Below are 21,937 nucleotides of genomic sequence, written 5' to 3' on the forward strand. Positions count from 1 at the left end.
CCGGACCATGCAAACTCGTGACGATATTTTCAACACCCTGCGCGATGCCTTGGTCGAGCTGTTCGAACTGGATCCGGCCCGTGTGAGCCTGGAGTCCAACCTGTATCAGGATCTGGAAATCGACAGCATCGACGCGGTCGATCTGATCGATCACATCAAGCGCCAGACCGGCAAGAAAATCGCCGCCGAAGAGTTCAAATCGGTGCGCACGGTCGGTGACGTGGTCGAGGCGGTCTACCGTCTGGTTCAACCGGCCGCATGAGCCGACTGATCGGCCTCGGCCTGCTGCTGGCCGGTCTGCTGTACCCCTTTGCGGTGTATTTCGGCATGGAGCATTTTGCCCCGTGGCAGTTCGGACTGCTGCTGGGCAGTTTGTGGCTGGCGCGGGCACTGACCGGCGAGCGCAAGCCCGGCAGCCTGTGGATGGCCTGTGTGGCGATCGCCTTTTGCCTGCTGCTGGCGCTGTTCGACAGTCCGCTGTTGCTGCGTTGGTACCCGGTGCTGATCAGCGGCTTCATGCTGGTGCTGTTCAGCCTGAGCCTGAAATACGGCCCGCCGATGGTCGAACGTATGGCGCGGTTGCGTGAGCCAGAACTACCGGAAAACGCTATTCGTTACACACGAAAGGTCACCGTGGCCTGGAGCGTGTTTTTCTTCTGCAACGGTTTGTGCGCCGCCCTGCTGACCCTGTGGGCGCCGCTGAATTGGTGGATGTTGTACACCGGCCTGATCTCCTATGGATTGATCGGCCTGATGTTTGCCATTGAATGGCTGATACGACAACGGGTAAGAGGCCGTACATGAACTGGATAAAACTTGAGCAGCTGTTGCTCAAGCCTCTGCCGGCGCGGGCCATCAGCCACGCACCGGCCCTCGATCACGCGCAGCTGTGCGAACAGGCGCTGAGCGTTGCTGCCGGTCTGCAAGCGCAAGGCGTGAAGCGCCTGGCTGTGCACCTGGAAGATGCCGCCGAACTGGCCATCGCTTTGCTGGGCGCATGGCGTGCCGGCGTCAGCGTTCTGCTGCCTTCGGATCTGCAAGCACAAACCCGCCAGCGCTGGTCCGCTGAAGTCGATCTGTGGCTGACGGATCAAGCCGATGACGCGCAACTGAGCGAGGTTCAGCAGCAGCCGCTCGCCGGCGCCGAACTGGACCTCGACCAGTGCCGTCTGAGCCTGTGCACGTCCGGTTCCAGCGGCGAGCCCAAGCGCATCGACAAGACCCTGCGCCAACTGGCCAACGAAGTCCAAGCGCTGGAGCAACTGTGGGGCGCGGATCTCGGCGAGGCCTGCATCATCGGCAGCGTCGCCACCCAACATATTTACGGTTTGCTGTTTCGCGTGCTGTGGCCGCTGTGCGCCGGGCGCCCGTTCGTGCGCAAGCAACTGGCTTTTCCCGAGGACTTGCAGCGTGCCAGCCGCGAACATCCGGCTTTCGCCTGGATCGCCAGCCCGGCGCTGCTCAAACGCATGGGCGACAACCTCGACTGGCCGGCCCTCAGCGCCGTGCGCCGGGTGTTTTCCTCCGGTGGCGCGTTGCCCTTTGAAGCTGCGCAGAGCCTGCAACAACGCTTGCAGCAATGGCCGACGGAAATCCTCGGCAGTTCGGAAACCGGCGGCATTGCCTGGCGTCAGGGCGAACAACTGTGGCAACCGTTCGCCGATGTCGTACTGAGCCAAGACAGTGAAGGCGCCCTGCTGATCGCTTCACCTTACCTGCCCGCCGGGCACGTCGAACACACCGCTGACGCTGCGCGCATCGCCGCCGATGGCCGCTTCGAACTGCTCGGACGGCTGGACCGCATCGTTAAACTGGAAGAAAAACGCATCTCGCTGCCCATGCTCGAACAAGCCTTGGTTGCCCACGAATGGGTCGCTGAAGCACGCTTGGGTGTGGTTCAGGAAAACCGTGCTTCCCTCGGTGCGTTGCTGGTGCTCAGCGAGGACGGCCTGTTTGCCTTGCGTGAGCACGGCCGTCGCAGCCTGACTGAAACCCTGCGCCAGCATTTGCGCCAACACTGCGAAGCCCTGGCCCTGCCCCGACGCTGGCGACTGGTGCGGCAATTGCCGTTGAACAGCCAAGGCAAGCTGCCGCAGGCCGATATCGAAGCGTTGCTGATTGCCCCGCGAGCGAAAGCGCCGGAAGTGCTGGAACAGGTCGAAACTGAGGGTGAATGGAGTCTGCAGTTGAGCGTGCCGCCGGATCTGGCTTATTTCAGCGGCCACTTCCCTAAAGCCCCGGTATTGCCCGGCGTGGTGCAGGTGGAATGGGCGCTGAACCTTGGGCGGCAGTTGCTGAATCTGACCGGCCCGTTTGCCGGGATGGAAGTGCTGAAGTTCCAGCAACTGGTGCGGCCGGGAGATGAAATTCAGCTGCACCTGCGCTTTGATCCTGAGCGCCGCAAGTTGTATTTCGCTTATCGCAATGACACGGCGACCTGTTCCAGTGGGCGGATTCTTTTGGGTATTGAGCATGGTTGACCTTGGTGAGTGCTGCGCACTCAATCGCGAGCAGGCTCACTCCTACAGGGATCGCGGTTTTCCAATGGAGAACTGTTATGCATAACCCTTGCGCGGTGATCCCGGTTTATAACCACGAAACCGCGATCACCACGGTGGTCGACGCTTTGCTCGCGCAAGGCCTGCCGTGCATTCTGGTGGACGACGCCAGCACGACATCTTGCGCCAGAGTGCTCGACGCACTGGCCGAGCGTGACAACGTGCATCTCGTCCGTCTCACCGCCAATCAGGGCAAGGGCGGCGCGGTAATGACCGGTTTGCGCGAAGCTTCGCTGTTGGGTTTCACCCATGCATTGCAGGTCGACGCCGACGGCCAGCACGACTTGCACGACGTGGCGCGTTTCGTCGAGGAATCCCGTGCGCATCCCGAGGCGATGATCTGCGGTTATCCGCTGTTCGACGAGAGTGTGCCGAAAGGCCGTTTGTACGCGCGCTACCTGACCCACGTGATGGTCTGGATCAACACGCTGTCGCTGCAGATCCGCGATTCGATGTGCGGGTTTCGCGTCTATCCGCTGGCCCCGACACTGGCAGTGATCGACTCGGCGAAAGTCGGTAAGCGCATGGATTTCGACTCGGACATTCTCGTGCGCCTGTCGTGGCGCAATCAGCCGATGCGCTGGCTGCAAACCAGCGTGCACTACCCGCTGGACGGTGTGTCGCACTTCCGTCTGTTCCACGACAACGCACTGATTTCCAGCATGCACACACGGCTGTTTCTCGGCATGTTGCTGCGCTTTCCGCTAATCCTCTGGCGGCGGTGGCGCGCATGACCAGCGAGACTGACAAGAAGCACTGGGCTGACCGCGAGGAACGCGGCAGTTTCCTGCTGATGAAATTCACCGCGCTCGCCGCCAAGGTCCTTGGCCGACGCCTGCTCAGCCCATTGCTGTACGGCATCGTTCTGTACTTTTTCCTGTTCGGCCGCACCGCACGGCGCAGTGCCTGGCAATACCAGCAACGCCTGGCCGCATGGAGTCAGCGCGACGCGTTGCGCCCGACGCATTGGCGCGTGTTCGGTCAGTTCATGGCCTTCGCCGACTCGATGCTCGACAAGCTTGACGTGTGGAACGGCAAGCTGCGTATCGAACAAATCGAAATCATCGACCCGGCGCTGCTGCGCAATCAGTTACGCGGCAGTCGCGGGCAACTGCTGGTCGGCGCTCACCTGGGCAATCTCGAAGTCTGTCGCGCACTGGCGGAGATCGGCGAAAAAGTCACCATGAATGTGCTGGTGCACACCAAGCACGCCGAGCAATTCAACCGTTTGCTGGGCGAGGCCGGGGCGACCAATCTGCGCCTGATTCAGGTCAGCGAACTCGACCCGGTGATCATGCTGCAACTGCATGAACGGCTGGAGCGCGGCGAGTGGCTGGCGATTGCCGGCGACCGTGTGCCGCTGCACGGCGGGCGTAGCGTGACCGTGGACTTTCTCGGCCGTCCAGCGCCGTTCCCGCAAGGCCCGTGGCTGCTCGCCGGCCTGCTGAAATGCCCGGTCAATCTGCTGATGTGCCTCAAGCAACCAGACGGCCACTATCGCCTGACCCTCGAGCCCTTCGCCGACGCCGTGGTGTGGAAGCGTAGCGAGCGCGAGCAGGTCATTCATCAGTGGGCCACCCGCTATGCGCAACGCCTGAGTCACTATTGCCTCGAAGCGCCGCAACAATGGTTCAACTTTTATCCTTTCTGGAAAACCGATGACGACGCCAACCCATGAGCCGGTAACCTTCGGCGAACGCCCACTGCGCATCGAAGACGTGCTGGCCCTGGCCAACCGTCAGGCGCCCGTGCAGTTGCAGAGCGACGCCGACTATCGCGAGCGCATCGCCAAGGGCGCGCGGTTCCTTGATTCGCTGCTGGACAAGGAAGGCGTGATCTACGGCGTCACCACCGGTTACGGCGACTCCTGCGTGGTCGCGGTGCCGTTGCATCACGTCGAAGCGTTGCCGCGTCATCTCTACACCTTCCACGGTTGCGGGTTGGGCAAGCTGCTTGATGCGCAAGCCACTCGCGCGGTGCTCGCGGCACGGTTGCAGTCGTTGTGCCACGGCGTTTCCGGAGTACGCGTGGAACTGCTCGAGCGTCTGCACGCGTTTCTCGAATACGACATCCTGCCGCTGATTCCCGAAGAAGGCTCGGTCGGTGCCAGCGGCGATCTGACGCCGCTGTCTTACGTCGCCGCGACCTTGTCCGGCGAGCGTGAAGTGATGTTTCGAGGTGAGCGCCGTCAGGCGGCCGATGTGCATCGCGAACTGGGCTGGACGCCTTTGGTGCTGCGCCCGAAAGAAGCCTTGGCACTGATGAACGGCACCGCGGTGATGACCGGCCTCGCCTGCCTGGCCTTCGCCCGCGCCGACTATCTGCTGCAACTGGCCACGCGCATCACTGCGCTCAATGTGGTCGCACTGCAAGGCAACCCGGAGCACTTCGACGAGCGCCTGTTCGCCGCCAAACCGCATCCTGGGCAAATGCAGGTCGCCGCGTGGCTGCGCAAGGATCTGGCGATCGACGCGCCGACCGCACCGCTGCATCGCCTGCAGGATCGCTATTCGCTGCGCTGCGCACCACACGTGCTCGGCGTGTTGGCCGACAGCCTGAACTGGCTGCGTTCGTTCATCGAGACCGAACTGAACAGCGCCAACGACAACCCGATCATCGACGCCGAAGCCGAGCGCGTGTTGCACGGCGGGCACTTCTACGGCGGCCATATCGCGTTCGCTATGGACAGCCTGAAAAACCTGGTGGCGAACGTCGCCGACCTGCTCGACCGGCAGCTCGCCTTGCTGGTGGATGAGCGTTACAACCACGGTCTGCCGAGCAACCTTTCCGGTGCCCCGGCGGATCGCGCAATGATTAACCACGGCTTCAAAGCCGTGCAGATCGGCACCAGCGCCTGGACCGCCGAAGCGCTGAAAAACACCATGCCGGCCAGCGTGTTCTCGCGCTCCACCGAGTGCCACAACCAGGACAAGGTGAGCATGGGCACCATCGCCGCCCGCGATGCAATTCGTGTGCTGGAGCTGACCGAACAGGTCGCCGCCGCCACCCTGCTGGCCGCCAATCAAGGCGTATGGCTGCGCGCTCAGGCTGAAGACGCGCGACCGCTGCCACCGTCACTGGCGGCAATGCACGAAGAACTCGCCAAGGACTTCCCGCCGGTGATCGAAGACCGCGCGCTGGAAGGCGAATTGCGCCTGTGCCTGCAACGCATCGCCGCGCAACACTGGAGGCTGCATGCGTAGCGCCGGAGTGCTTCACGCCGACACCGAAATCCTCGTGCCGTTTTTCGACGTCGATACCATGCACGTCGTCTGGCACGGCCATTACGTCAAATACCTCGAAGTCGCCCGTTGTGCGCTGCTGGACAAGATCGGCCACAACTACACGCAGATGGTCGAGTCAGGCTTCGCCTGGCCGATCATCGACCTGCAACTGCGCTATGTGCGCGGCGCGGTGTTCGGTCAACGGCTGAATGTGCGCGCCAGTCTGGTCGAGTGGGAAAACCGGCTGAAGATCAATTACCTGATCACCGACCTGCACAGCGGCGAGCGCCTGACCCGCGCCAGCTCGGTGCAGGTCGCCGTTGAAGTGAGCAGTCGCGAGATGCAGCTGGCTTCGCCGAAGGTCTTCACCAATGCCGTGGAAAGGATGCTGCGATGAATGTATTTGTTAAAAGCCTGAGCGTGTTGGCGCTGCTGACGCTGTCGGCGCTGGCCAACGCCTTCGACCTGCAACAACTCAGCGCACAACTGGCGAAACCGGAGGTGATCCACGGTCAGTTCGTCCAGGAAAAACACCTGCGCGCCCTGCCCCAGCCGCTGATCAGCAAGGGCAGTTTTGTTCTCGCCAAAAATCACGGACTGCTCTGGCTGCTGAAAACCCCGCTGCAGCAGGACTACCGCATCAGCGCCAAAGGCATCGCCCGCCGCGACGATAACGGCTGGCAATTGCTGCCGAACAAGAGTGCCGGTGCCGAGCAGAACCGCTTGTTTCTCGCCGTGCTGCAAGGCGACAGCAGTGGCCTGCAACGGGATTTCGAATTGGCGCTGAGCGGCGATGCACAACAGTGGAAACTCACCCTGACCCCGCGCTCGCTGCTGCTCAAGCAAGTGTTCAACCAGATCAACATCGACGGCGGCGCGCTGGTGCAGACCATCGAACTGCTGGAAACCCAAGGCGACAGCACTGTGCTGCGCATGCAGGACAGCAACGCCAGTCAACCGTTGAGCGACGCGGAGCAACATGACTTTGCCGAGTGAACGCAGGCTGCCCTGGCTGTTTCTGATCCTGCTGCTGGCAGTCGTCGCGCTGGCCGGTTGGCAATGGCGCGACGGTGCGCCGCTATCAGCGAACCTGATGGAACTGGTGCCCGGCACCCACCCGGACGCCCTTGAACAGCGCGCCGAGCAGCGTATGCAGGAACCGCTCAACCGCGAAATGCTGGTGCTGGTCGGCCACGCCGATCGCCAGCAGGCCGTCACCATGGCGCAGACCCTGGGTGAGCAATGGCAGGCCAGCGGGTTGTTCGAAAAGGTGCAGTGGAACCTGCAAGCAGACCTGCCGGCCCTGCGCACGCAACTGCTGCAAGGGCGACTGGCGATGCTCTCGGCGGATGACCGGCAACTGCTGATCGAGCACCCCGACGCGTTCATTCAGCAACGTGTACAAGCCCTGTTCGACCCGTTCAGCGGTTTCAGTCTGGTGCCGAGTCAGGACGACTGGCTGGGCCTGACCGGGCGCATTCAGAACAGCCAGCCGCAGCACGGTTCGGTGCAACTGGACATCGGCAGCGGCGCGTTGATTGCCGATGCCGACGGCAAGAGCTGGGTGCTGCTGCGCGCACGCACCACCGGCAATGCCTTCGACATGAACCTGCCACTGCAAGTCGCGGCACTGCTGCAACAAAGCCGTGATCAAGCCGCGAAATCCGACGTGCAACTGCTCGCCGCCAGCGGCTTGCTGTACGCGGCCAACGGTCAGCAGCAAGCGACTCGTGAAATGACCTGGGTTGGCGGCGGCGCCACTGTCGGCATTCTGTTGTTGCTGTTGCTCGCTTTCCGCCGCTGGCGCGTGTTGCTGGCGTTCGTGCCGGTACTGGTCGGCATGTTGTTTGGCGCGGTGGCCTGTGTGGCGCTGTTCGGCCATATGCATGTGATGACGCTGGTGCTCGGCTCCAGCCTGATCGGCGTGGCGGTGGATTACCCGCTGCACTATTTGTCGAAGAGCTGGAGCCTGAAGCCGTGGCGCAGTTGGCCAGCCTTGCGCCTGACCTTGTCCGGATTGACCCTGAGTCTGATCACCAGCGCCATCGGTTATCTGGCGCTGGCGTGGACGCCGTTCCCGGCACTGACGCAAATCGCCGTGTTCTCTGCCGCCGGCCTGCTCGGCGCGTATTTGTCGGCGGTATGCCTGTTGCCGGCGCTGTTGAAAAACGTCGAACTGCGCCCCGCGCAATGGCCGCTGCGGTTGGCCGAGCGAATGCTCAACCTGCGCGAAAAACTCCTCGAACGCGTACGCACGCCAGTGTTGCTGGCGCTACTGATCGCCTTCTGTGTGGGCGGTCTGGTGCAGTTGCAAAGCAAAAATGACATCCGCCAATGGGTCGGCGCACCGCAACATCTGACCGACGAAGCGCAAGCCATCGCGCGCATCACCGGCTATCAGCCGACCAGCCAGTTTTTCCTCGTGCGCGCCGACAATCAGCAGCAATTGCTCGAGCGGCAGGCCGCGCTGAGCGAGCGTCTGCAGCAACTGGTCAACCTCGACAAGCTGCAAGGTTATCTGGCCCTCGATCAACTGGTCAGCCCGCCGAACCAGCAAGAACAGGTGCGCGAGGCGCTGAACAGACTGCCGCAATACTGGCAGCCACTGCTCGACCTCGGTGTACCGCTCGCCGCGCTGCAAAGCGAACTGCAACAGCTGCAGACCGTGCCCGCCGAAGACATCGACGCGGCATTGGCCGGCCCGCTCGGCGAGCCTTATCGCACGCTCTGGCTCGGCCCGAGCGAAGACGGCGTGGCGGCGATGACCAGCCTGCAAGGTTTGAACAACCCGGCGCTGTTGCGCGTGCAAGCGCTGGACTTGCCGGGGGTAATGCTGGTCGATCGCCTCGGGGAATTGAATGAAGTGTTTGCCGCGACGCAGATCAGCGCTGCTGAACTGAAACTCGCTTCCTGCGCATTGATCGTGCTGGTGCTGATGTTGCCGTTCGGTCTCGGCGGGGCGCTGCGTATCGTTGCCCTGCCGTTGCTCGCCGCGTTGTGCAGCCTCGCCAGTCTGGGCTGGCTCGGTCAGCCGCTGACTCTGTTCAGCCTGTTCGGCCTGCTGCTGGTGACGGCAATCAGCGTCGATTACGCGATTCTCATGCGTGAACAAGTCGGTGGCGCGGCGGTGAGCCTGCTTGGCACCTTGCTGGCCGCTGTGACGACGTGGCTGTCGTTTGGTTTGCTGGCGGTCTCCAGCACACCTGCGGTGAGCAACTTCGGTCTGTCGGTGAGCCTTGGTCTGGCGTTCAGCTTCATGCTCGCACCGTGGGCCGGACGCCACGAACACACCGCGACAGTCGCGGAGCCAGCAGCATGATGGTCGTCGGTTTCTGGCTGCTGGCCTTGGCGTTGTTCGCCGTGGCCACGCGCATAGGGCGCCACTTCGGCCTGATCCCGATTGTCAGCCAGTTGCTCCTGGCGAGCTTCGGCTTGCCGCTGCTGATGTACTTCTGGATCGAACCGGGCTGGCAGCTCAGCGGCGCCGAACTGATCGCGCCAGACTGGCTGAAAAACCTCTACAGCCTGAGTTTTGCCTTGCTGCTCGGACATATCCTCAGTGATGTAATTGATCTGAAACTCGATCGCCAGAGCGTGAAAATCGCCGTGCCGAGTTTTGCCGTGCCGTTCACTTGCGGCTTGGCGGCGGCTTACTGGCTACTGCCAACGCAACCGTGGCTCAACTCGCTGGCCATCGGCCTGGTGTTCGCGATCACTGCGATCCCGGTGCTGTACCTGTATCTGCGCCACATCGATTACCCGCCCGCCGCCACCCGGCGTCTGGTGCAAACCGCGATCCTCATTGATCTGACCTGCTGGACACTGTTCGGCCTCGCCCAGGGCAGTCTGCACCTGAGCAGTCTGTTGCTGCCGCTGGGCCTCGCCTGTGTGCCGCTGTTGCTGCGCGTCATCGGTGTACGCCGACCACTGACCTACAGCCTCGGGTTCTTTGCGCTGCTGGTGATGGCCGAGCATTACAAACTCAACGCGCTGATCTTCGGCATCGGTTATCTGCTGTGCATGGCCGCGCTGAAAGTACCGCTGGTGCTGCCGTTGCCGGCGCGCTGGATGAACCGTTTGCAGACGTGGCTGGCGATTCCGCTGATCCTCACGTTCGGCATTGTGCAGATCGATGTACACAGCGCCCTCGCCAGCCTCGGCGCGGCGCAATGGGCGGCGCTGCTGCTGTTGCCGATTGCCAGTAAACTGCTCGGCAACTGGCTCGGTCTCGGCTGGGCCGGCGCTTCGTTCGAAGGCGCCAGCCGCTGGCGTGAAAGCGTGCTGCTGAACATTCGTGGCCTCAGCGAAATCGTCTTTCTCAATCTGCTCTTGCAACAACAACTCATCACCCCGGCGCTGTACTTCGCGCTGATGCTGATGGGCCTGATCGCGACGCTGCTACCGGCCCTGATCGGCCTGCATCGCGCGCCATTGAATCTGCAACATCCTTTGCCCCGGAGTTCACGTGCCAATCGTTGAAATGGAATCCCGTCAGGTCGTGATCATCGGTGCCGGCCCGTCCGGCGCCATCGCCGCCGCGCTGCTCAAACGCAAGGGCCACGATGTGCTGGTGCTCGAGCGCCAGCACTTTCCGCGCTTTTCGATCGGCGAAAGCCTGCTCAGCCATTGCCTGGATTTCGTCGAAGAGGCTGGCATGCTCGACGCCGTCAATGCCGCCGGCTTCCAGCGCAAGACCGGCGCCGCATTCGCCTGGGGCGAGCGTTACAGCGCCTTCGATTTCGGTGACACCTTTACCGGCGGCAAACCGACCACGTTCCAGGTGCAACGTGCCGACTTCGACAAACTGCTGGCTGATCAAGCGGCGTTGCAGGGCGCGGAAATCCGCTACGGCGATGCCATCGTCAGCGTCGATTTCGAGCGGACAAAACCGTTGCTCGACGTACGCCGCGAGGACGGCAGTGAGTACCGCGTCGAAGCGGGTTTCGTCCTCGATGCCAGCGGCTACGGCCGCGTGTTATCGCGACTGCTGGATCTGGAAGCACCGTCGAATTTCCCGGTGCGCCAAGCGGTGTTCACCCACGTTGAAGATCACATCGACAACCCGGCGTTCGACCGCGAAAAAATCCTCGTCACCACGCATCCCGAACATCGCGATATCTGGTTCTGGACGATCCCGTTCAGCAACGGCCGCTGCTCGGTGGGCGTGGTCGCCGCTGAAGAACATTTCAAGGATCGCGACAGCGATCTGGATGCCTGTCTGCGCGGTTTCATCGCCGAAACCCCGAGCCTTGCCGGCGTACTCAACAATGCTGTGTGGGACATCCCGGCGCGCACGCTCGGCGGTTACGCGGCCAATGTGAAAAGCCTGCACGGGCCAGGCTTTGCCTTGCTCGGCAACGCGGCAGAATTTCTTGACCCGGTGTTCTCCTCCGGTGTGACCATCGCCATGCGTTCGGCGAGCATGGCAGCAGCGGTTTTGCACCGTCAGTTGCAGGGCCAAACAGTCGACTGGCAGAGCGAATTCGCCGAGCCGCTCAAGCGCGGCGTCGACACCTTCCGCTGCTACGTCGAGGGCTGGTACGCCGGCACCTTTCAGGACGTGATTTTCTATGAAGACAGCCAAGCGGAAATCCGTCGGATGATCTGTTCGATCCTCGCCGGCTACGCCTGGGATGAGCGCAATCCGTTCGTCAGCGAAGCGCGCCGCCGCTTGAAGATGATTTCCGAACTCTGTGCAAAGGACGCCACATGAATTACTTGAGCGACAGCTACGTCGAGGAAACCCGCTTCGGCTTCTGGTTCCTGCGCAGCCACACCTGGCAGCACCATGTGCTGCGGGTGGCGATCAATGATCTGCGCGGACTGTTCAGTGAAGTGCCGCCGGAACATCCGGTGTTGCTGGACGCCGGTTGCGGGCAAGGTAAGTCGTTCGGTCATCTGCGCCAGACCTTCGCGCCCCAGCGTTTGATCGGCGTCGATGCTGACCCGCACAGCCTTGAATTGAGCGGCGCAGAAGCGACGCGTCTGGATCTGGACGTGGAACTGATCGGCAGCGATTGTGCGACGCTCAATGTGCCGGACGCCAGTGTTGACCTGCTGTTCTGCCACCAGACTTTTCATCATCTGGTCGAGCAGGAAAAGGCCCTGGCCGAGTTTTATCGGGTACTGAAACCGGGTGGCTATCTGCTGTTCGCCGAGTCCACCGAGGCATACATTGATACGTGGGTGATTCGCTGGCTGTTCCGTCATCCGATGCACGTGCAGAAGAGTGCGGCGCAGTATCTGCAGATGATTCGCGGGCAGGGGTTTGAGTTTGGCGAACGCAATGTTTCCTACCCGTATCTGTGGTGGAGCCGGTCGAAGGATTTTGGTTTGCTGGAGCGGTTTGGCTTACTCAAACCCAAGCCGTTCGGGCAGCGCGAAGAGACGTTGGTGAATGTCGTTGCGCGCAAGCCTCTGGCAGAGGTTTCCTGATGTACACAAATCCTTGTAGGAGTGAGCCTGCTCGCGATAGCGGTGGGTCAGCCAACCTGTATTTTGAATGTGCGACCGCTATCGCGAGCAGGCTCACTCCTACAGTGTCCGCGGTGTGGCGTTTTTTTGTGTTTGGCATGGTGCTTCTGTTGAGTGCCTGCGCCAGCCAGGCGCCGCTGCCTGCGGGCAACCCGACTTTGCCCCTGCCGTTGCAACTGCACATCGAACGCCAACAAGCCGAACAACGCCAGGACTGGCTGCTGGTGATCCAGCGCGAAGGCCCGGGCATCCGCTGGTCGATGATGGATCCGCTGGGCATTCCCCAGGCACGTCAGCAACTGATCGACGGCCACTGGCAAGCTGATGGGCTGCTGCCGCCGAACCTGGAAGCCCGCGAGTTGTTTGCTGCGCTGCTGTTCGCCCTGACCCCATCCGGCGAGCTGCTGCGCAATTACCCCACCGCGCAGCAACAGGGCCAGCAACGCTCTCTGCCGGCGCATTGGGACATCCGTTATGCACAACCGTTGAGCTTCGAATTGAACTTGCCTCAAGGCCCGCACTATCGTGTTTCTCCGCTGGGTGAACCGACGCCATGACCGCTTACCTGAATGCCCTCGGGGTGATTTGCGCGCTGGGTCGCGACAAGTCGGAAATCGCCCGCAACCTGTTCGCCGGCGACTGCTCGGGCATGCGCCGCGAGTCTGGCTGGGTGGCGGAACGTGAGTTGCCGGTGGCCGCCGTCCACGGCGAACTGGCGCCGATCCCGGCAGAACTCGCCGATCAGCGCAGTCGAAATAATCAGCTGTTGCTGGAGGCGGCGTTGCAGATTCGCGATGACATTGATCAAGCGATCCAGACCTACGGCCGCGACCGCATCGGTGTCGTGCTCGGCACCAGCACCTCGGGCATCGACGAGGCCAGCCGTGGTCTGGCGCATTACATTCGCGAGCAGCAGTTCCCGGTGGAATACGATTACCGTCAGCAGGAACTCGGCGCGCCCGCAAATTTCCTCGCTGACTGGCTGCAACTGAGCGGCCCGGCCTACGTGATTTCCACCGCTTGCACTTCCAGCGCCCGCGCCCTGATGAGCGCTCAGCGCCTGCTCGATCTGGGCTTGTGCGACGCCGTGCTGTGCGGTGGCGTCGACAGTTTGTGCAAGCTGACGCTTAACGGTTTTTCGTCGCTGGAAGCAGTGTCGGACGAGCGCTGCAATCCGTTCTCGGCCAACCGCAGCGGTATCAACATCGGCGAAGCGGCGGTGCTGTTCGTCATGAGCAAACAGCAAGGCGAAGGCCCGGCCATTGCCCTGCTCGGCGCCGGCGCCAGTTCCGACGCGCATCACATTTCCGCCCCTGAGCCGACCGGGCGCGGCGCGCTGCAAGCAATGCACAAGGCCTTGAACCGCGCGCACCTGCATGCCACGCAAATCAGCTATCTGAACCTGCACGGCACCGCCACTCAACACAACGACGCGATGGAAAGTCTGGCGGTCGCCGAACTGTTTCCCGAGGGCGTCGCCTGCTCATCGACCAAACCGATGACCGGCCACACCCTCGGTGCGGCCGGCGCACTGGAAGCAGCGTTTTGCTGGTTGAGCCTGAGCACCGACAACCCCGACCACGCCTTGCCGCCACATGTCTGGGACGCTCAGCCCGATCCCGCGCTGCCGCCGCTGAAGTGGGTGACCGCGAGCGAACGCCTGACGTCCATTGCACCCCGCTACCTGATGAGCAACTCGTTTGCCTTCGGCGGCAACAACGTCAGCCTGATTATCGGAGACGCCCCATGACGGCCTGGCCGCTCGCCGAACTGCTGCCCCACGCGGGCGACATGATTCTGATCGACAGCATCCTCAGCTTTGACGAGGAGCAGATTTTCACCCGCCTCACGGTCAAGCCCGAAGGCTTGTTCAGCCTGCCCGACGGCAGCCTGCCGGCATGGGTCGGCGTCGAACTGATGGCACAGAGCGTCGCCGCGTTTGCCGGTTGCCACGCGCGACTCAAAGGCAATCCGGTGGAGCTGGGGTTCCTGCTCGGCACACGCAAGTTCGAGTGCAACGTCGAAGCGTTCCCCGCCGGTAGCGATCTGACCATTCATGGTCTGCGTTCGCTGGAAGACGACAACGGCATGGGCGTATTCGAATGTCATATCCACGGCGCCGGCATCCATGCCAGCGCGCGGCTGAACGTGTTCCGCCCACCCCAGGTCACTCAATATCTGCAACAGACACAGGAGTCGAACGATGACTGAATCCGTACTGGTCACCGGCTCCAGCCGTGGCATTGGCCGCGCCATTGCCTTGCGTCTGGCGCAGGCCGGGCACGATATCGTCCTGCATTGCCGCAGCGGCGTGACCGAAGCGCAAAGCGTTCAGGGTGAAATCGAAGCCTTGGGGCGCAAGGCGCGGATCCTGCAATTCGACGTTGCCGATCGCGCAACCTGCAAAACCATTCTGGAAGCCGACGTCGAAAGCCATGGCGCCTATTACGGCGTGGTGTTGAACGCCGGGCTGACCCGCGACGGTGCCTTTCCGGCGCTGAGCGACGACGATTGGGACGTGGTGTTGCGCACCAACCTCGACGGTTTCTATAACGTGCTGCACCCGGTGATGATGCCGATGATCCGCCGTCGCGCCGCGGGTCGCATTGTCTGCATCACCTCGGTGTCGGGGCTGATCGGCAACCGTGGCCAGGTCAATTACAGCGCCTCCAAGGCCGGCGTGATTGGCGCGGCAAAGGCGTTGGCGATCGAGCTGGGCAAGCGCAAAATCACGGTTAACTGCGTCGCACCGGGCCTGATCGACACGGCGATGCTCGACGAAAACGTGCCGGTGGAAGAATTGATGAAAATGATCCCCGCGCAACGCATGGGCACCCCGGAAGAGGTGGCCAGTGCGGTGAATTTCCTGATGTCGGCGGAAGCCTCGTACATCACCCGCCAGGTCCTGGCGGTCAACGGAGGCTTGTGCTGATGAAGCGCGTCGTCGTCACCGGCATGGCCGGCATCACCTCGCTGGGCAGCGACTGGGAGACCATCGCCGGCAATTTCGCGGCCAACCGCAGCGGCATCCGCCGGATGGACGAGTGGGATCGCTTCAGCGAACTCAACACGCGCCTGGCCGGGCCGATCGATGATTTTGCAGTGCCGGCGCACTGGACGCGCAAGCAATTGCGCAGCATGGGCCGGGTATCGCGGCTGGCGGTTCGTGCGGCAGAAAACGCCCTGGCTGACGCCGGTTTGCTCGGTGACGAATCGATCAAGGATGGGCGGATGGGCGTCGCTTGCGGCTCGTCCACCGGCAGCACCGACGAGATCAAAGCGTTCGGCAACATGCTGCTCAACTCGGTCGCCGAAGGCCTCAATGCCAACTCCTACGTGCGGATGATGCCGCACACCACCGCCGCCAACATCAGCATCTTCTTTGGCCTCACCGGTCGCTTGATCCCGACGTCCAGCGCCTGCACCAGCGGCAGTCAGGGCATCGGTTACGCCTACGAGGCGATCAAGTTCGGGCGTCTGCCGTTGATGCTCGCCGGCGGCGCCGAAGAGCTGTGCCCGACCGAGGCCATGGTCTTCGATGCGCTCTACGCCACCAGCCTGAAAAACGATGCGCCACAGACCAGTCCACGCCCGTACGACAAGGGCCGCGATGGTCTGGTGATCGGTGAAGGTGGCGGCATGCTCGTGCTCGAAGAGCTGGAACACGCCCTCGCCCGTGGTGCGCACATCCACGCCGAGATCGTCGGCTTCGGCAGCAACGCCGACGGCCAGCACACCACGCGCCCGGAACAAGTGACCATGCGTCGTGCAATGGAACTGGCGCTGGAAGACGCCGGCCTGACGCCGGACGCCATCGGTTACGTCAATGGCCACGGCACCGCTACAGAACAGGGCGACATTGCCGAAACACTGGCAACCAGCAGTTTGTTCGGCGAGCGCATGCCGATCAGTTCGCAGAAAAGCTTCCTCGGCCACACACTCGGCGCCTGCGGCGCACTGGAGTCGTGGTTCAGCATCGAGATGATGAATCGCGACCTGTACGTGCACACGTTCAACCTCGACGAGGTCGATCCGCACTGCGGCAAACTCGATTACCTGCGCGGCGAATTCCGCCAGATGCATCACGACTACGTGATGAACAACAATTTCGCTTTTGGTGGCGTCAATACCTCGTTGATTTTCCGCCGCTGGCACTGACCGCAACACGTTTGGAGTGAAGGGAATGACTCAGTTTCACCGCATCGCCGCTCTGTTGGCACTGGCTTTTGTGCTCGGCGGTTGCACCAGCAAACCGGTTTACAACGCCAAGGAAGAGTTCTCGCCCAACCTCGGTTTCACCCAGCAACAGATGAGCCGCGCCATCGTCACTGCGCTGAACGATCGCCAATGGGTCGTGCAATCGGTACGTCCGGGCATGATCAAAGCGGCGATTACTGTACGCGGTCGCCATCACGCCGAAGTCGATATTCCGTTCACCCCGACCTCGTTCGAAATCGACTACCGCAGCAGCTACGGCCTCGACGCCAAGGACGGCAAGATCCACGGCAACTACAACCGCTGGGTCAACCGCCTGCGCGACAACGTGCTCAAAGAGCTGTCGATCAACCCGGACATCGAAGCCGTCAACAACCTCGGCATCATCAAACAGGGTGCCGACGAGCCGACTTACCTGAGCTTCCGTGAAGGCGTCAAACGCGCCACCGACGCCGGCCTGCTCGACGGCAGCGTGAAGTTCTACCTGGCCGGCGAAACCCTGCCCAAACAGGTACGCAAACTCGACACCGTGAGCAGCAGCCGCAAGACCAACGGCTCGAACAAATCCGACGAGGACGCCTGCTTCTGGGCCCTGCAATCGGCGCTGGCAACCCTGCAGAACGCCGCAAAAAAAGCCGACGCCAACGCGGTGATCAACATCGCCAGCGTCGACCAGCGTGATCTGTACAAAGACACCGAAAAATTCCAGTGCCGTGCCGGGCTGGTGGTGTCGAGTGTGGCGTTGCGCGGGGATCTGGCGCACGTGGATTGATGGGATTGTAGAAACGACAAAGGGCGCCATTCGGCGCCCTTTCACAAACAGGTTGGCTTGTCATCGCCGATTACCTGTCTGGCTCTGCGATGGCTGGTTATCCAGGATCCTCAGAGTCTCACAAGCCCCTTGCGGGAACATTTTGGGGCGTCGCCCAACATCCTGAGGCGGGCACGGGTAATCGTCCCGTACACTTTGGCGATGAACTGAAGATCGTCCCCTGCCTGATCCAGGCAAACCTCAAGATAGGTCACCAAGTCCTCATCAGTTTTCAAATAATCGATAGAGTCCCATTTCGTAAATTTTTCGATCATGTTTTTTCTTGATGTTTTCTGGCGTTAAGAAAATTAGCGTCCTTAGGTTATTCATCCAAGGCACTCACTTCTGAAGTTTTCGTAGGGAATGCACTGACCTTGTGTAGTCCAGATCGCAATCACCTTAAATCCGCGATAACGCGAGGATAAATTTTCTCGCCACAAGGGCACCATTCGGCGCCCTGCTCGTTTCAGCATCTACACTCGTCCTGACAGGCCGTCGCACCGCGCCTGGTGGAACGGCGAGCCCATCAGCCCTGCACTCGCGGTTCTCTTTCACCGTCAAGGAGATGACCATGCAAGTGAAAGCCCTGATCGCCGCTGCGCTTTTCGCGCTACTGCCCAGCGCCAGCCACGCCACCAATCTCATGTATATGCCCTTCGAAACCGTGCTGTCGGACGCCGTTCGCGCCGGGCGGCTGGATGGCAGTGTGAAGTTCTATCTGCTCGGTAATGGGCCACAGGGGACTCAGCAGTTGTTGCGCAGCGGGGTGGTCAGTGATTTGAAGACCAACGGATTCAACAAGAGTGATCACGATTCCTGCGAGTGGGTGCTGCAATCGAATCTGATCAAGTTACAGGCCGATGCCAAGCGGGTCGGGGCGAATGCGGTGGTCAATATCGTCAGTTACTACGACCAGCATGTGCGCAAGGATTTGAATACGTATGAATGCCGGGCAGGGATTTTTGTCACGCGGGTGGCGTTGAAGGGGGATTTGGTGCGGTTGCCCTGAAATCTGTGATGTTTGGGCCGACGCCTTCGCGAGCAGGCTCGCTCCCACCTTGGAATGCGTTCCCCTGTGGGAGTGAGCCTGCTCGCGATTTGATTGCGCAGCAATCACGCCTTTGAAGGTTCGACTTTGCGCGTGAGCAAATCTACGAAAGCCTTGGCCATCGGCGATTTCTGATCCTTGCGCTGCACCAGCCACACCGCCGACACCGCTTCCGGATCGAGCAACGGGCGATAGACCACGCCGTCGATGCGCATCCGCTGATAGGACGCCGGCAGCACCGAAACCCCCAACCCCGCTGCGACCAGGCCGATGATGGTCATCGCCTCCCCCGCCTCTTGCGCAAAGTGCGGGCTGAACCCGGCATCGCGCGCCAGACTCAGCAATTGCGCATACAGCCCGCTGCCGTAACTGCGCGGAAAGAACACGAAGGGCTCCAGCGCCAGCGCCGAGAGGAACAGCCCTTCTTCACTGCCCTGCGCCAATGGATGCTTGGAACCGAGCACGGCGACCAGCGGCTCTCGCATCAACTCCACCACACTCAGCGAATCCGGCAAACCCAGCGGGCGCATGATGCCAACCTCGATCGACTCATCCACCAGGCCCTCAGCAACTTGCGTGCTACTCATCTCGCGAAGGTTGAGGTGCACCGCCGGAAAACGCTGACGAAAGGCAAAGATTGCCTGGGGAATAGTTGAGTTGAACGGTGCCGACGAGGTGAAACCAATCTTCAACTCGCCCAGTTCACCGAGCTGCGCACGCCGGGCGACGTCCGCCGCTTTGTCGACCTGCGCCAGCACCAGCCGCGCCTCTTCGAGAAACAACCGCCCGGCCTCACTCAGCTCGACCCGACGATTGGTCCGTTCAAACAGCCGCGCGCCAACCTCTTGCTCCAGCGCCTGAATCTGCTGGCTCAGCGGTGGCTGAGAAATCCCCAGCACCTGTGCGGCGCGGCCAAAATGCAGCTCTTCGGCGACGGCGATGAAGTAGCGCAGATGACGCAATTCCATGGAAACCCCATTAGGTCGTTAAAGCTATCAAACAGGTCGAACAATATATTGGATAGAAACATTAGCCAGCTATATGATTTTTTCATTGCCTGCCTGGCCGTGCCCTCCGAGGTCTGAAGTGAAAACTGCTGTCGCGCCCCTTGCCCATGAAGTCCCGCCTGCTGCGGCGGACGATGTCGTCGCCGAGCTGCAAGAGATCTACATCGAAAAAGGCACGCCGATGTTCATGCGCACGGTGCTGGCGCTGTTCAGCGGCGGCTTCGCGACGTTTGCCCTGCTCTACTGCGTGCAGCCGATGATGCCGCTGCTGTCCCACGAGTACGGGATCAATGCGGCGCAAAGCAGCCTGATCCTCTCGGTGGCCACCGGCATGCTCGCTATCGGCCTGTTGATCACCGGGCCGATTTCCGATCGGGTCGGGCGCAAACCGGTGATGGTGACTGCTCTTTTCGCAGCGGCGCTGTGCACCATGGCCAGCGCGATGATGCCGAGTTGGGAAGGCGTGCTGATCATGCGTGCGCTGATCGGACTGTCGCTGAGTGGGCTGGCGGCGGTGGCAATGACCTATCTGAGTGAAGAGATCCATCCGCAACACATCGGTCTGGCGATGGGTTTATACATCGGCGGCAACGCGATTGGCGGGATGAGCGGGCGCTTGATCACCGGCGTGCTGATCGACTTCGTCAGCTGGCACACGGCGATGCTGGTGATCGGTGGTCTGGCGATGATTGCCGCCGCGGTGTTCTGGAAGATTCTTCCGGAGTCGCGCAACTTCCGTTCACGCTCACTGCACCCGCGCAGTTTGCTCGATGGCTTCACCATGCACTTTCGCGATGCCGGTCTGCCGCTGCTGTTTCTGGAGGCATTCGTGCTGATGGGTGCATTCGTCACCCTGTTCAACTACATCGGTTATCGCTTGCTAGCCGCGCCGTACAACCTCGATCAGGTGTTCGTGGGTCTGCTGTCGGTGGTGTATCTGTCGGGGATCTACAGCTCGGCGAAGATCGGTTCGCTGGCGGACAAACTGGGGCGACGCAAAGTGCTGTGGGCGACGATTGCGCTGATGTTCGCCGGACTGGCGTTGACCATGTTTACGCCGCTGTTGCTGGTGATTGTCGGCATGTTGATTTTCACCTTTGGCTTTTTTGGCGCGCACTCGGTGGCGAGCAGCTGGATTGGTCGGCGGGCGACCAAGGCCAAGGGGCAGGCGTCATCGTTGTACCTGTTCAGTTATTACGCCGGGTCGAGCATTGCCGGCACGGCGGGCGGGGTGTTCTGGCATCTCGGCGGCTGGAATGGCATCGGCTTGTTTATCGGCGCGCTGTTACTGATCGCGCTGCTGGTCGCATTGAAGCTGGCGAAGTTGCCGCCTCTCAGCGGTGTCAAAGCCTGACGCGTAACCCATGTAGGAGTGAGCCTGCTCGCGATAGCGGAGTGTCAGCCAGTACATTCAGCGACTGACTCACCGCTATCGCGAACAGGCTCACTCCTACAATTGGTCCGCGGCCGACATTGAATCGTGCAAACAAAAACGCCCGGCATTTAACCGGGCGTTTTTTATGATGTGGCGATCACTCGTGATACTGCGCCGACAGCTCATGCACCGCACGCAGGAACGCACCCGCATGCTCCGGATCAACCTCTGGCGTGATGCCATGACCCAGATTGAACACGTGCCCGCTGCCCTTGCCGTAGCTGGCCAGAATGCGTCCGACTTCAGTGCGGATCGCTTCCGGTTTGGCGTAGAGCACGGTCGGGTCCATGTTGCCTTGCAGGGCAACCTTGTCGCCAACGCGGGCGCGGGCGTTGCCGATGTCGCAGGTCCAGTCCAGACCCAAGGCGTCGGCGCCAGCGTCGGCGATGCTTTCCAGCCACAGGCCGCCGTTTTTGGTGAAGAGGATCACCGGTACTTTGCGCCCGTCGTGTTCGCGGATCAGGCCGCTGACGATTTTCTTCATGTAAGCCAGCGAGAACTCCTGATACGCCGCCGCCGACAGGTTGCCGCCCCAGGTGTCGAAAATCTGCACCGCTTGCGCGCCAGCCATGATCTGGCCGTTGAGGTACGAGGTCACCGACTGCGCCAGTTTATCCAGCAGCAGGTGCATGGCTTGCGGGTTGTCGTAGAGCATCGCTTTGGTCTTGCGGAAGTCTTTCGACGAGCCGCCTTCAACCATGTAGGTCGCCAGGGTCCACGGGCTGCCGGAGAAACCGATCAGCGGCACACGACCGTTGAGCTCGCGACGGATGGTGCTGACTGCGTCCATCACATAGCCGAGGTCTTTGTGCGGATCAGGGATTGGCAAGGCTTCGATGTCAGCGAGGGTGCTGACGACTTTCTTGAAGCGCGGACCTTCACCGGTCTCGAAGTACAGGCCCTGGCCCATGGCATCGGGGATGGTGAGGATGTCGGAAAACAGGATCGCCGCGTCCAGTTGTGGATAGCGGTCGAGCGGTTGCATCGTGACTTCGCAGGCGAATTCCGGATTCATGCACAGGCTCATGAAATCACCGGCCTTGGCGCGGCTGGCGCGGTATTCCGGCAGGTAGCGGCCGGCCTGGCGCATCATCCACACCGGGGTGACGTCTACGGGTTGCTTGAGCAGGGCGCGGAGGAAACGGTCGTTCTTCAGGGCAGTCAT

General features: G+C 61.6%; 23 protein-coding genes. 20 read left to right on the forward strand and 3 right to left on the reverse strand.

Annotated elements, in window-relative coordinates:
• Nucleotides 1-7 precede the first annotated feature (7 nt).
• From KBP52_RS16275 to KBP52_RS16360, 18 genes are all read left to right on the forward strand, one after another.
• On the forward strand, nucleotides 8-262 hold the full coding sequence (locus KBP52_RS16275) for an acyl carrier protein (RefSeq protein ID WP_007909503.1): 255 nt from the start codon (nucleotides 8-10) through the stop codon (nucleotides 260-262).
• Nucleotides 259-804, forward strand: a complete 546-nt coding sequence (locus tag KBP52_RS16280; RefSeq protein ID WP_077570470.1) for a hypothetical protein — start codon at nucleotides 259-261, stop codon at nucleotides 802-804. Before KBP52_RS16275 ends, KBP52_RS16280 begins: the two co-directional genes overlap by 4 nt.
• Nucleotides 801-2,480 (forward strand): acyl-CoA synthetase family protein, encoded by a 1,680-nt coding sequence (locus KBP52_RS16285; RefSeq protein ID WP_212620552.1) that lies wholly within the window; start codon nucleotides 801-803, stop codon nucleotides 2,478-2,480. The genes KBP52_RS16280 and KBP52_RS16285 overlap by 4 nt, the downstream gene beginning before the upstream one ends.
• A gap of 77 nt (nucleotides 2,481-2,557) precedes the next feature.
• Nucleotides 2,558-3,292 carry a glycosyltransferase family 2 protein gene (locus KBP52_RS16290; protein WP_212620553.1) on the forward strand — a complete coding sequence of 245 codons (735 nt, stop codon included), beginning with the start codon at nucleotides 2,558-2,560 and terminating at the stop codon, nucleotides 3,290-3,292.
• Nucleotides 3,289-4,236 carry a glycosyl transferase gene (locus KBP52_RS16295; protein ID WP_212620554.1) on the forward strand — a complete coding sequence of 316 codons (948 nt, stop codon included), beginning with the start codon at nucleotides 3,289-3,291 and terminating at the stop codon, nucleotides 4,234-4,236. The genes KBP52_RS16290 and KBP52_RS16295 overlap by 4 nt, the downstream gene beginning before the upstream one ends.
• Complete coding sequence (locus tag KBP52_RS16300; RefSeq protein WP_077570462.1) at nucleotides 4,217-5,761, forward strand: aromatic amino acid ammonia-lyase; 1,545 nt, start codon at nucleotides 4,217-4,219, stop codon at nucleotides 5,759-5,761. Before KBP52_RS16295 ends, KBP52_RS16300 begins: the two co-directional genes overlap by 20 nt.
• Nucleotides 5,754-6,179, forward strand: a complete 426-nt coding sequence (locus KBP52_RS16305) for an acyl-CoA thioesterase (RefSeq protein ID WP_137218546.1) — start codon at nucleotides 5,754-5,756, stop codon at nucleotides 6,177-6,179. The genes KBP52_RS16300 and KBP52_RS16305 overlap by 8 nt, the downstream gene beginning before the upstream one ends.
• Nucleotides 6,176-6,778, forward strand: coding sequence for an outer membrane lipoprotein carrier protein LolA (locus tag KBP52_RS16310; protein WP_212620555.1), 603 nt, complete (start codon nucleotides 6,176-6,178; stop codon nucleotides 6,776-6,778). Before KBP52_RS16305 ends, KBP52_RS16310 begins: the two co-directional genes overlap by 4 nt.
• Nucleotides 6,762-9,101 carry an MMPL family transporter gene (locus KBP52_RS16315; RefSeq protein ID WP_077570456.1) on the forward strand — a complete coding sequence of 780 codons (2,340 nt, stop codon included), beginning with the start codon at nucleotides 6,762-6,764 and terminating at the stop codon, nucleotides 9,099-9,101. The genes KBP52_RS16310 and KBP52_RS16315 overlap by 17 nt, the downstream gene beginning before the upstream one ends.
• Entirely contained in the window at nucleotides 9,098-10,261 is a 1,164-nt protein-coding gene (locus tag KBP52_RS16320; protein ID WP_077570454.1) for a sodium:proton antiporter, read from the forward strand. The genes KBP52_RS16315 and KBP52_RS16320 overlap by 4 nt, the downstream gene beginning before the upstream one ends.
• Nucleotides 10,248-11,495: an NAD(P)/FAD-dependent oxidoreductase gene (locus KBP52_RS16325; protein WP_077570452.1), complete on the forward strand. Its 1,248-nt coding sequence runs from the start codon at nucleotides 10,248-10,250 to the stop codon at nucleotides 11,493-11,495. Before KBP52_RS16320 ends, KBP52_RS16325 begins: the two co-directional genes overlap by 14 nt.
• Nucleotides 11,492-12,217, forward strand: a complete 726-nt coding sequence (locus KBP52_RS16330; protein WP_212620556.1) for a class I SAM-dependent methyltransferase — start codon at nucleotides 11,492-11,494, stop codon at nucleotides 12,215-12,217. Before KBP52_RS16325 ends, KBP52_RS16330 begins: the two co-directional genes overlap by 4 nt.
• Nucleotides 12,217-12,813 carry a hypothetical protein gene (locus KBP52_RS16335; RefSeq protein ID WP_249122186.1) on the forward strand — a complete coding sequence of 199 codons (597 nt, stop codon included), beginning with the start codon at nucleotides 12,217-12,219 and terminating at the stop codon, nucleotides 12,811-12,813. Before KBP52_RS16330 ends, KBP52_RS16335 begins: the two co-directional genes overlap by 1 nt.
• Nucleotides 12,810-14,006 (forward strand): beta-ketoacyl-[acyl-carrier-protein] synthase family protein, encoded by a 1,197-nt coding sequence (locus KBP52_RS16340; protein ID WP_077570448.1) that lies wholly within the window; start codon nucleotides 12,810-12,812, stop codon nucleotides 14,004-14,006. The genes KBP52_RS16335 and KBP52_RS16340 overlap by 4 nt, the downstream gene beginning before the upstream one ends.
• A complete protein-coding gene (locus KBP52_RS16345) occupies nucleotides 14,003-14,467 on the forward strand; it encodes a hotdog family protein (protein ID WP_077570446.1) in 465 nt (154 codons plus the stop codon). Before KBP52_RS16340 ends, KBP52_RS16345 begins: the two co-directional genes overlap by 4 nt.
• The gene (gene fabG, locus KBP52_RS16350) at nucleotides 14,460-15,188 is read left to right on the forward strand and encodes a 3-oxoacyl-ACP reductase FabG (protein ID WP_212620558.1); all 729 of its coding nucleotides are present in this window, start codon (nucleotides 14,460-14,462) and stop codon (nucleotides 15,186-15,188) included. The genes KBP52_RS16345 and fabG overlap by 8 nt, the downstream gene beginning before the upstream one ends.
• Nucleotides 15,188-16,414 carry a beta-ketoacyl-ACP synthase gene (locus tag KBP52_RS16355; RefSeq protein ID WP_016983866.1) on the forward strand — a complete coding sequence of 409 codons (1,227 nt, stop codon included), beginning with the start codon at nucleotides 15,188-15,190 and terminating at the stop codon, nucleotides 16,412-16,414. Before fabG ends, KBP52_RS16355 begins: the two co-directional genes overlap by 1 nt.
• Nucleotides 16,415-16,439: 25 nt before the next feature.
• Entirely contained in the window at nucleotides 16,440-17,243 is an 804-nt protein-coding gene (locus KBP52_RS16360; RefSeq protein WP_038360091.1) for a hypothetical protein, read from the forward strand.
• Nucleotides 17,244-17,353: 110 nt separating this feature from the next.
• Here KBP52_RS16360 and KBP52_RS16365 read toward each other — a convergent pair whose 3' ends face one another.
• Entirely contained in the window at nucleotides 17,354-17,557 is a 204-nt protein-coding gene (locus KBP52_RS16365; protein ID WP_116029237.1) for a transcriptional regulator, read from the reverse strand.
• A gap of 296 nt (nucleotides 17,558-17,853) precedes the next feature.
• On the opposite strand from KBP52_RS16365, the gene KBP52_RS16370 reads away from it, so the two are divergent.
• Nucleotides 17,854-18,291: an excinuclease gene (locus KBP52_RS16370; protein ID WP_212620559.1), complete on the forward strand. Its 438-nt coding sequence runs from the start codon at nucleotides 17,854-17,856 to the stop codon at nucleotides 18,289-18,291.
• A gap of 104 nt (nucleotides 18,292-18,395) precedes the next feature.
• Here KBP52_RS16370 and KBP52_RS16375 read toward each other — a convergent pair whose 3' ends face one another.
• A complete protein-coding gene (locus tag KBP52_RS16375; RefSeq protein ID WP_099757784.1) occupies nucleotides 18,396-19,298 on the reverse strand; it encodes a LysR family transcriptional regulator in 903 nt (300 codons plus the stop codon).
• Nucleotides 19,299-19,416: 118 nt separating this feature from the next.
• Here KBP52_RS16375 and KBP52_RS16380 point away from each other — a divergent pair, with 118 nt between their 5' ends.
• Nucleotides 19,417-20,691, forward strand: coding sequence for an MFS transporter (locus KBP52_RS16380; RefSeq protein WP_095047211.1), 1,275 nt, complete (start codon nucleotides 19,417-19,419; stop codon nucleotides 20,689-20,691).
• A 178-nt stretch (nucleotides 20,692-20,869) separates the two neighbouring features.
• Here the strand turns inward: KBP52_RS16380 and hemE are convergent, their stop codons facing one another.
• Nucleotides 20,870-21,937: a uroporphyrinogen decarboxylase gene (gene hemE / locus KBP52_RS16385; protein WP_077570432.1), complete on the reverse strand. Its 1,068-nt coding sequence runs from the start codon at nucleotides 21,935-21,937 to the stop codon at nucleotides 20,870-20,872.

Origin of the sequence: Pseudomonas sp. SCA2728.1_7 (genome assembly GCF_018138145.1) — a bacterium.
Taxonomy (GTDB): domain Bacteria; phylum Pseudomonadota; class Gammaproteobacteria; order Pseudomonadales; family Pseudomonadaceae; genus Aquipseudomonas; species Aquipseudomonas koreensis_A.

Bases quoted from the DNA above. Each gene is read 5' to 3' on its own strand.
- KBP52_RS16280 (WP_077570470.1), top strand. From the start codon at position 259: ATGAGCCGACTGATCGGCCTCGGCCTGCTGCTGGCCGGTCTGCTGTAC.
- KBP52_RS16335 (WP_249122186.1), top strand. From the start codon at position 12,217: ATGTACACAAATCCTTGTAGGAGTGAGCCTGCTCGCGATAGCGGTGGG.
- KBP52_RS16360 (WP_038360091.1), top strand. From the start codon at position 16,440: ATGACTCAGTTTCACCGCATCGCCGCTCTGTTGGCACTGGCTTTTGTG.
- KBP52_RS16290 (WP_212620553.1), top strand. From the start codon at position 2,558: ATGCATAACCCTTGCGCGGTGATCCCGGTTTATAACCACGAAACCGCG.
- KBP52_RS16300 (WP_077570462.1), top strand. From the start codon at position 4,217: ATGACGACGCCAACCCATGAGCCGGTAACCTTCGGCGAACGCCCACTG.
- hemE (WP_077570432.1), bottom strand. From the start codon at position 21,937: ATGACTGCCCTGAAGAACGACCGTTTCCTCCGCGCCCTGCTCAAGCAA.
- KBP52_RS16315 (WP_077570456.1), top strand. From the start codon at position 6,762: ATGACTTTGCCGAGTGAACGCAGGCTGCCCTGGCTGTTTCTGATCCTG.
- KBP52_RS16365 (WP_116029237.1), bottom strand. From the start codon at position 17,557: ATGATCGAAAAATTTACGAAATGGGACTCTATCGATTATTTGAAAACT.
- KBP52_RS16320 (WP_077570454.1), top strand. From the start codon at position 9,098: ATGATGGTCGTCGGTTTCTGGCTGCTGGCCTTGGCGTTGTTCGCCGTG.
- KBP52_RS16275 (WP_007909503.1), top strand. From the start codon at position 8: ATGCAAACTCGTGACGATATTTTCAACACCCTGCGCGATGCCTTGGTC.
- KBP52_RS16330 (WP_212620556.1), top strand. From the start codon at position 11,492: ATGAATTACTTGAGCGACAGCTACGTCGAGGAAACCCGCTTCGGCTTC.
- KBP52_RS16370 (WP_212620559.1), top strand. From the start codon at position 17,854: ATGCAAGTGAAAGCCCTGATCGCCGCTGCGCTTTTCGCGCTACTGCCC.
- KBP52_RS16285 (WP_212620552.1), top strand. From the start codon at position 801: ATGAACTGGATAAAACTTGAGCAGCTGTTGCTCAAGCCTCTGCCGGCG.
- KBP52_RS16295 (WP_212620554.1), top strand. From the start codon at position 3,289: ATGACCAGCGAGACTGACAAGAAGCACTGGGCTGACCGCGAGGAACGC.
- KBP52_RS16310 (WP_212620555.1), top strand. From the start codon at position 6,176: ATGAATGTATTTGTTAAAAGCCTGAGCGTGTTGGCGCTGCTGACGCTG.
- KBP52_RS16375 (WP_099757784.1), bottom strand. From the start codon at position 19,298: ATGGAATTGCGTCATCTGCGCTACTTCATCGCCGTCGCCGAAGAGCTG.
- KBP52_RS16305 (WP_137218546.1), top strand. From the start codon at position 5,754: ATGCGTAGCGCCGGAGTGCTTCACGCCGACACCGAAATCCTCGTGCCG.
- KBP52_RS16345 (WP_077570446.1), top strand. From the start codon at position 14,003: ATGACGGCCTGGCCGCTCGCCGAACTGCTGCCCCACGCGGGCGACATG.
- KBP52_RS16355 (WP_016983866.1), top strand. From the start codon at position 15,188: ATGAAGCGCGTCGTCGTCACCGGCATGGCCGGCATCACCTCGCTGGGC.
- fabG (WP_212620558.1), top strand. From the start codon at position 14,460: ATGACTGAATCCGTACTGGTCACCGGCTCCAGCCGTGGCATTGGCCGC.
- KBP52_RS16340 (WP_077570448.1), top strand. From the start codon at position 12,810: ATGACCGCTTACCTGAATGCCCTCGGGGTGATTTGCGCGCTGGGTCGC.